At 70.1% G+C, this 5874-nt stretch carries 7 protein-coding genes; 5 read left to right on the top strand and 2 right to left on the bottom strand.

Annotated features, from left to right (window positions below; genetic code table 11):
* Nucleotides 1-126: 126 nt before the first annotated feature.
* Nucleotides 127-1296, bottom strand: coding sequence for an RtcB family protein (locus EIO58_RS11435; RefSeq protein ID WP_127819648.1), 1170 nt, complete (start codon nt 1294-1296; stop codon nt 127-129).
* Between the two features lie 441 nt (nt 1297-1737).
* On the opposite strand from EIO58_RS11435, the gene EIO58_RS11440 reads away from it, so the two are divergent.
* A complete protein-coding gene (locus tag EIO58_RS11440) occupies nt 1738-2154 on the top strand; it encodes a VOC family protein (protein ID WP_127819649.1) in 417 nt (138 codons plus the stop codon).
* A 53-nt stretch (nt 2155-2207) separates the two neighbouring features.
* Here the strand turns inward: EIO58_RS11440 and EIO58_RS11445 are convergent, their stop codons facing one another.
* Complete coding sequence (locus EIO58_RS11445; RefSeq protein ID WP_127819650.1) at nt 2208-3125, bottom strand: aldo/keto reductase; 918 nt, start codon at nt 3123-3125, stop codon at nt 2208-2210.
* Between the two features lie 99 nt (nt 3126-3224).
* Between EIO58_RS11445 and EIO58_RS11450 the strand changes: the two genes are divergently transcribed.
* The 4 genes from EIO58_RS11450 to EIO58_RS11465 all read left to right on the top strand — a co-directional run.
* Nucleotides 3225-3449 carry a hypothetical protein gene (locus tag EIO58_RS11450; protein ID WP_127819651.1) on the top strand — a complete coding sequence of 75 codons (225 nt, stop codon included), beginning with the start codon at nt 3225-3227 and terminating at the stop codon, nt 3447-3449.
* A 66-nt stretch (nt 3450-3515) separates the two neighbouring features.
* Nucleotides 3516-3701 carry a DUF1918 domain-containing protein gene (locus tag EIO58_RS11455; RefSeq protein ID WP_127819652.1) on the top strand — a complete coding sequence of 62 codons (186 nt, stop codon included), beginning with the start codon at nt 3516-3518 and terminating at the stop codon, nt 3699-3701.
* A 144-nt stretch (nt 3702-3845) separates the two neighbouring features.
* A complete protein-coding gene (locus tag EIO58_RS11460) occupies nt 3846-4886 on the top strand; it encodes a siderophore ABC transporter substrate-binding protein (RefSeq protein WP_127819653.1) in 1041 nt (346 codons plus the stop codon).
* An 11-nt stretch (nt 4887-4897) separates the two neighbouring features.
* On the top strand, nt 4898-5874 hold a 977-nt coding region (locus tag EIO58_RS11465), incomplete at its 3' end, for an ABC transporter permease (protein WP_240658762.1).

Below are 5874 nucleotides of genomic sequence, written 5' to 3' on the forward strand. Positions count from 1 at the left end.
CGCGGTCCGCGCCTGCACCCCGAAGACCACCGCGACCGCTGACCGGGCGACGAGCCGACGACGCCGCGACCCGGCACCCGGCCCGGTCGCGGCGGGGCCCGCGCGCCCGGAGGGGCATGGGGACCGTCAGTCGCCCTTCACGTTCACGAGCTGCCGCAGCGTGTGACGCACCGCGACGAGGTCTGCCGCGTCGGCCATGACCCTGTCGATGGGCTTGTATGCCTGCGGGATCTCGTCGATGAACGCGTCGGTGTCGCGGAACTCGATGCCCGTCATCGCCTCCCGCAGCTGCTCATGGGTGAACGTGCGCCGTGCCGCCGACCGGGAGAACTCGCGCCCCGCGCCGTGCGGCGAGGAGTTCAGCGACAGCGGGTTGCCGAGCCCCTCCACGACGTAGGATGCAGTGCCCATGGATCCCGGGATCACCCCGGGCCGACCGGCATCCGCTTTGATGGCACCCTTCCGCGAGACCCACACCCGCGCGCCGAAGTGCTTCTCCGACTCGGTGAAGTTGTGGTGGCAGTTGATCCGCTCGTGCTCGACGACCGGGTCTCCCATCACCTCGGACAGCTGCCGCGCGACGCGGTCCATCATCTCCTCGCGGTTGAGGAGCGCGAAGTGCTGCGCCCACCGCAGCTCCCGGATGTAGCGCCGGAACTCCTCCGTCCCCTCGACGAGGTAGGCGAGGTCTGGGTCGGGGAGCTCGATCCACCACTGCTTCGCGAGGCGCTGCGCGACCGCGATGTGATGCGTCGCGATCTTGTTGCCGACGCCGCGCGAACCGGAGTGCAGGAAGATCCACACCCGGTCGAGCTCGTCCACCGACACCTCGATGAAGTGGTTGCCCGAGCCGAGCGACCCGAGCTGGAGGCGCCAATGTCCCGCGTAGGTCGCCGGGTCGAACTCCGCCTTCTCGGCGAGCACCTCGAGCTCGGCGACACGCCGCTCGGCGGTGGCGACGATCTTGCGGTTGTCGCGTCCGGCCGAGAGCGGCACCGCGCGCTCGATCTGCTCGCGGAGCAGGCCGAGGTCGCGCGTCACCAGCTGGCCCTTGGTGAACTGCGTGCGGACGGCGATCATGCCGCATCCGATGTCGACGCCCACTGCGGCGGGCATGATCGCACCGAGGGTCGGGATGACCGAGCCTACGGTCGCGCCCTTGCCGAGATGCGCATCGGGCATGAGCGCCAGATGCGGGTGGATGAACGGCATGCGCGACGAGGTGCGCGCCTGGTCGACGGTCTTCTCGTCGATCAGGCTCGCCCACGAGAGCAGCCGTGCGGAGAGCCTCTCCATGATTCCTTTCCTTGTGATCCGCCGGCAGAAGCCGGTCGTGCGGCGCGCCCGGGACGCGCGGAGAGCGGCGGGCCAGAGGAACGAGGGTCCCCGGAAAGGGAAACGCCCCGGACCTGTGCGGTGCGGGGCGTGAAAGAGCGGATGCTGCTACACGGCCTGCGCCGGAGGGGACGACTCGTCGCGGTCGCTGGGCTGGTTGCCCAGGACCGTGTCGAAGCGGAGTTCGCGCTGCGCGGTCATCCGTCGTCCTTCTCGGCTCGCGTGCTGCTGCGCCGGCGGCACAGCCTCAAGACCATACGGCAGCGGCAAACGGCGCGTCAAGCGACATCGTTCACGAACCGCTCGCCTGCCGCTCCTTGACGATGTCGGAACCCCCGACGACACTGAGAGACGCCACGCGGCCGGGGCGCGGCATCCACCGACGACGCACAGGAGTTCGACATGGCCAGCCTCAACCCGTATCTCTCGTTCAAGAACGAAGCCCGCGACGCGATGACCTTCTATCAGAGCGTGTTCGGAGGCGAGCTCGACATCAACACCTTCGGCGAGTACGAGGGCATGGTGCAGGACCCTGCCGAGAACGACCTCGTCATGCACGCCCAGCTCACGACTCCCGACGGGTTCGTGCTCATGGGTGCCGACACACCGACCGGCATGGGCTACGAGAAGCCGGCCGGGATCTCGGTCTCGGTCAGCGGCGACGACGAGCCCTCGCTGCAGGGTTACTGGGACACGCTCGCCGACGGCGGCACGGTCGTCATGCCGCTGGACACTCCGCCGTGGGGCGGCAAGTTCGGCATGCTGACCGACAAGTTCGGCATCGACTGGATGATCTCGATCGACCCGCAGGAGGCGTAGGCGTCAGGGCTTCCGGGCACCGCTCGCGGCCTCGTGCCGTGTTGCGTCCGGGCTCAGGCGTGAGCGCTGTCGTCGACCGGTGACGGGGCGGGGCCGAGCGCCTCGACCTCGCTCCACAGCTCGTGGGGCACGGGAGTGGCGGCAAGCTCGTCGAGCTGCGCGCGGCGTCCGGGCGACGCGACCCCGACGATCGTGGAATCGACGAGTGGTGAGCGCAGCGAGAAGTGCAGGGCGACGACGGGGAGTGACACCCCGTGCGCGACGCACACCCTCTCGAGGCGCTCCACCCAGCCGATGAGCTCAGGCGTCGCCGGACGGTAGTCGTAGATCGCCCCCGGACGCGGACCCGTCGCGAGGATGCCGGAACCGAACGGCGCGGCGTTGAACACGGTCATGGCCCGCTCCTGCGCATCGGCGAAGACGGGTGCCGCCGACTGATCCACGACCGTGAAGCGGTTGTGGATGAGCAGCGCGTCGAACACGCCGGTGGCGACGTAGCGGGCCATGAGCGGCACTGGCGCGGCCGCGACGCCGATGGCGTCGACGCGGCCGGATTCGCGCAGCTCGATCAGGCCCTCGACCGCCCCTCCCGGCGCCATCGCCTCCTCGAAGGTCACGGTGTACGGGTCGTGCAGGTGCAGCAGCGGCAGCCGCTCGACCCCCAGCCGCGCCGTCGTCTCGTCGAACGAGCGCAGCACCCGGTCGCGATCGAACACCCCCGTTCCGGGCTCGCAGTCGACCTTCGAGATCACGCGCGTCGCGGCATCCTCGCCGAGGTGCGCGATGGCGCGGCCGAGCACCGCCTCCGATCGCCCCGCCGCGTATTCGTTCGACGTGTCGACGAAGCGGTGGCTGCTCGAGAGCAGGTCGATCGCGATCGCGACCGCCGCCTCCTCTTCGGGCGAGCCTGGTGCGGTGTCGCGGCCGAGGATGGAGGTTCCGAGCGTGAGCGGGCTGACGTTGATGGTCATGGCATCCGTTTCGGTGTCGCGGTCGGGGATTCCAACCTACCGATACCGAACTCGGACCGGCTGTCGAAACCGGAGCCGTCGCGGCCCTAGGCTTTCGCCATGACCTCGACTCGCAAGGGCTGGACGCGCGGCCACACCGGCTGGGCCTTCGGCACCGCGCTGATCTTCACGCTCGGCATCGTCTTCGGGCTCATCTGGAGCAACGTCCTGCTCGGCGTGGTGCTGGCGGGGGCGGTCTCGATCGGCTGGCTCATGGCCTACGAGTCGTGGCGCGGCCGCAACGTCGGCCTCGACAACCGCGACGACGACGGCGCGCAGCTCTGACGCCGACGCGCCCCCCTGTACCTGGCGGCGACCGCGTCGTATCGTGTGCGCCAGGAGGTGGTCCGCATGCGAGCAAGCGTCGGCGACCGCGTAGTCATCCACGGTCGCGTCGTGGGGGCGGCCGAGCGTGCCGGAGAGGTGATCGAGGTGCGCGGGAGCGACGACAACCCGCTCTTGGTCGTCCGGTACGACGACGGGCACGAGGCGATCCTGTCGCCCGGAAGCGACTGCGAAGTCCGGCACGCGTCCTGACCCGCGGCAGGGGCGGATGCCGATCCAACTCCGTTCCGGAACGACCTCGCCCCGAGGCCACAGGCCCTGGCGGGGCGGCGCGCGAAGCCGTCGGCGCACCCTAGCAGACTCGTCCGTTCTCCGGCTTAGGGTAGCCTTACCTACATGACGAAGAGAACTCGCCTGCTCTTGCCCGCTGCCGCCGCCCTGAGCCTCGCCGCGCTCGCTCTCACCGCGTGCGCATCGCCCGCCGCCTCGGGAGAGGTCCCCGACCAGTCCGACACGGCTGCGACCGTCGTCGTCGAGAACGCCAAACCCACGCTCACCCTCGTCGAGGACGACGGCGAGTCGTCGTACCAGGAGGACCTCGAGGTGGCTCGCGAGTCCGTCGAGGTCGCGGCGAACCCGACCGCGGTCATCACGTTCGACATCGCCACGCTCGACACGCTCGACGCGATCGGCGCGGGCGACGCCGTGGTCGGCATCCCCGACGCCGTCCTCCCCGGCTATCTCTCGGAGTACGCCGGCCTGCCCAAGGTGGGCACGCTGTTCGAGCCCGACTTCGAGGCGGTCGCCGAGCTGGAGCCGGATCTCATCGTCACGGCCGCGCGCAGCACCGGCCAGTACGACGAGCTGTCCGAGATCGCGACCACGATCGACCTCACCGGCGCCTACGCCGGGAAGTTCGACCCGAGCGCGGGCCTGGAGCGTGCCGCGCAGCTGGGCGAGATCTTCGGCAAGGAGGACGAGGTGGCGGCGCTCGCCGCCGGGATCGACGAGCTCGTCTCGACCATCGGGTCGGAGGCCGAGGGCACGGCGCTCGTCCTGGCCGTCTCTGGCGGCGAGTACGGCGCGTTCGGCGAAGGCTCGCGCTTCGGGTACTTCTTCGACGAGCTGGGGTGGGCGCCTGCGGTGGCCGCAGCCGAGCTCCCCGGCGCGGAAGGATCTTCGCACGGCGACACCGTGACGAACGAGTTCATCCTCGCGGCGAACCCCGACTGGATCTTCGTGTTCGACCGCGGGGCGGCCGTCGGCGAGGGTTCGAGCGCCGAAGAGACCCTCGGCAACGAGCTCGTCGCGCAGACCACCGCGGCACAGGACGACCACATCGTGTACCTCCCGGCGGGCGAGCTGTACATCGTGGTCAACGGCCTGACCGCGATCGAGAACGTGCTGACGTCGGTCCACGACGCCATCGCAGGCTGATCCGCGATGCCGTGCGACCCGCGCGAGAGGAGCGCGGAGCCCTGACCCGCTTCTCGCCCACCGCGTGGATCGTCGCGGGGGTGGCCGCCGTGGCTGCCCTCGCGACGATCTCGCTGTTCATCGGCGTCGCCGAGCTCGACGGCTTCATCCTGTTCGCGAGCCGCATCCCCCGCACCGTGGCCCTGGTGCTCGCGGGCGCCGCCTTCGCCATCACCGGCCTCATCATGCAGCTGCTGGTGCGGAACAGATTCGTCGAACCCGGCACGACGGGGGCGACGGATGCCGCGAGCCTGGCGCTGCTCGCGGTACTCCTTTCCGTCCCGGGGCTGCCGATCTGGGGCAAGGCGATCTTCGCCGCTCTCGGTGCGCTCGTCGGCGTCTTCGGCTTCCTCGCCCTGGCGCGCCGGATCCCGTCGCGCTCGAGCGTGCTCGTGCCCATCGTCGGCATCCTCTACGGCGGCGTGATCGCCGCCGTCACCACCTTCATCGCCTACCGCACCGATATGCTGCAGGAACTGCTCAGCTGGGGTGTCGGCGACTTCTCGAGCATCCTCCGCGGACGCTACGAGATCCTCTTCCTCGCGGCCGCAGCCGCCCTCGTCGCGTGGATCTTCGCCGACCGCTTCACGGTCGCGGGCCTCGGCGACAGTGCTGCGCGAGGGCTCGGGCTCGACACGCGGGCGGTGATGGGCCTCGGCGTGACGATCATCGCGGTCGTCACCGGCATCCTCATGGTCATCACGGGTGCTCTGCCGTTCCTCGGGCTCATCGCCCCGAACATCGTCAGCCGCCTCATCGGCGACAACATGCGCCGGACCGTTCCGCTGGTCGCGCTGCTGGGTGCCGCGATCGTGCTGCTGTGCGACATCATCGGCCGCGTCGTGCGCTTCCCGTTCGAACTCCCGATCTCGATCGTCATGGGCGTGATCGGCGGCGTCGTCTTCCTCTGGATGCTGCTCGGCACGGCGCGCCCGTCGGAAGCCGCCCG

It is taken from the genome of Microbacterium sp. CPCC 204701 (genome assembly GCF_004010105.1).
Classification (GTDB): Bacteria; Actinomycetota; Actinomycetes; order Actinomycetales; family Microbacteriaceae; genus Microbacterium.